Origin of the sequence: Streptomyces sp. NPDC050121 (assembly GCF_044460385.1) — a bacterium.
In the GTDB taxonomy this organism is placed as follows: domain Bacteria; phylum Actinomycetota; class Actinomycetes; order Streptomycetales; family Streptomycetaceae; genus Streptomyces; species Streptomyces soliscabiei.
Map to the genome: position 1 here is coordinate 1,298 of NZ_JBITJV010000099.1, position 2,281 is coordinate 3,578.

Below are 2,281 nucleotides of genomic sequence, written 5' to 3' on the forward strand. Positions count from 1 at the left end.
CCTCGGAGCTCTCGGAGCTCTCGGAGCTCTCGGAGCTCTCGGAGCCGGAGGTGCTGATGAGGGCGGTGTAGTTGATGCTGGTGCCGATCTGCTGGTCGTGGGCTTGATTGATCAGGCCGAGGTAGTTGATGCCAGTGGCCGGCGGAGGCTCGAGGGGCAGTTCGGGACGGGCCTTTGGGTGCGCGTGGCGGGTAATGGTGTGCGCGATGGCGGTGCCGCACGCGCGTCCCTCGTGGCGGACTTCGATGCCATCGAGGTCGAACGGGTCGAAGACCAGCTCGACCTTGCGGCCGGCCAGGGCGGGTTCGACCTGGTAGGTGTTGCCGTACAGGCTGACCAGCGCGGTCTTGGTCACGGTGCGGAACTCCGACCACAAGAACGCCTCACGCAAGGCGTCGGGGTGCGGCAGACGGGGAGGGCCCGCGGCCAGGAACCGCTGCAGGGGCATCTGGCCGGTCTCGGAGTGGACGGTGCGGTGGTAGCAGGTGGCCACCCAGGCGTCGAAGTGCTGGTTGAGCACCTGCAGAGCGTCACGCGGGTTGGTGACAGCCTCCAGCAGCACTCCGGTCTCGACCAGGAACTGATCGCGTACGGAGCGGAAAAATCGCTCGATCTTCCCTCTGCCTTCCGGACGTCCGGGGCGGGAGTGGATCAGCCGGATCCCCAGCGTCGCGCAGGCCCGCAGCAGCCAGGTGTCCACGAACGCGGAGCCGTTGTCGACGTAGACGCCGTGCGGGATGCCGCGGGCGGCCAGCGCCGGACGCAGCGCGGCGGCGAGGCGCACGGTGTCCTCGCTGAACCCGAAGCGGTGCCCGACCACCGCTCTGCTATGGTCGTCCAGGAAGGCGAAAAGATAGGTTTTGCGGCCGGCTGCCACGGGCCCATGCAGGGCGTCGCCGACCCACAGCTCGTTCGGCCGCGATGCCTCGAACCGGCCGAAGACCTCTCTCGGTGCACTCGATCCGGCCTGCTCGATCCCCAGGCGGGCGAAGTACCGCTGCAAGGTCCGCTCCGACGGTGACCAGCCGGTCTGGGCCCGCAGGATCCGGACGACCTGCGCCGCCGTGCGAGCCGGGTTCTCCTTCTTCAACGCGGCGGCCAGCTCGAGCACTTGGACGTCGGTGCGTGGGGAGACGTTCGGTGGCTGGGGCACCAGGGCCTGAAAGCCGCCGGTGCGGTAGTGCCTGATCCACCGGTCCAGAGTGTGTCGGGAGACGGTGACCGACCGCCCGTCCGGCGCCGTCCATATGCACTCGGCCAACGAGCGCACCAAAGCGCCGCGTTGCTTGGCCGTCAGTGCCTGATCAAGGGCGTCCTGGATGATCTCGTAGCGGAACAGCCCTATCTGGTGGGCCCGTTCGCGTCGCGTGCGCAAGTCGGCAGCGGGATCGCTCATCGTCAACCTCCTGGCGGACTATGGCCGTGGCCAGCCACTCGGCAGGCCACCCACCAGGCTCACCAGTCACATCAGTTGCTCCCAGAGGCGACTGGTGTTGATCGATGATCTCCACCCGGAAGGGAAGATCAACCCTGCGTTGGTGACCGTGCACGCCACCTGCCACGGCGACACCATGTCCATCAACGACCAGCGCCTGTGGACCGCGTTTGTCACCGCGAGGATCACCACGACCGCATCCGCGAAGGCGCTGCCGGTCGCGGCCGGCACCTGCGGATCCGGATCCAGCGCCGCCAGTACCACCGTGAACCAGGACCGGATCGCCTCCGCGGCCCCGGCGAAGGCCCGCAGCCAGCCCCGCACCGTCTCCACCGGGCGACCCAGCTCGGCTGCGATAGACCGAAATCCCGCCCCGGCAGCCTTGGCCAGCAACGCAGCCCCGATCACCACGGCCACATCCGCCCGCCGCAACAAGGCGATGACCGGCAACAACACATGCGTGGCCCGGCAGGCCGGACACCACGCACGGCGCGGCCGCACCCTCACCCGACAACCGCCCTGACCACGCAGTACCCGCTCGCTCGCCCAACCCCACGGCCGCAGCTCGCCCCCGCACCCCGGGCAGCACACCTGGCCATCCGCCAACCGCTTCTCGACCCGGGCCGGATCAGCCTCTACCGTCAACACAGCGCCTCCGCGCGCGACAGCGGCCCTCCCGACTACTCGGCCAAGAGATCGCGGGAGGGCCGCACTCATGACCGGACGTGTGCACGCTGTCGCCGCTCACCAAGGACGACAAGACCCCGCGGACCCCAGACCGCAGATCGGCACCGCCAACGACGCGCCCAGGTCACACATCAGCAGAACGAAAGACGCTCAACAGCT

Annotated in this window: 2 protein-coding genes; both read right to left on the reverse strand. The window is 68.8% G+C overall.

The features are described 5' to 3' along the window. A partial coding sequence (locus ACIBTS_RS49200) for a DDE-type integrase/transposase/recombinase (RefSeq protein WP_399328507.1) occupies positions 1 to 1,396 on the reverse strand: 1,396 nt, incomplete at its 3' end. A 66-nt stretch (positions 1,397 to 1,462) separates the two neighbouring features. After that, the gene (locus tag ACIBTS_RS49205; RefSeq protein WP_399328509.1) at positions 1,463 to 1,885 is read right to left on the reverse strand and encodes a hypothetical protein; all 423 of its coding nucleotides are present in this window, start codon (positions 1,883 to 1,885) and stop codon (positions 1,463 to 1,465) included. Positions 1,886 to 2,281: the final 396 nt, after the last annotated feature.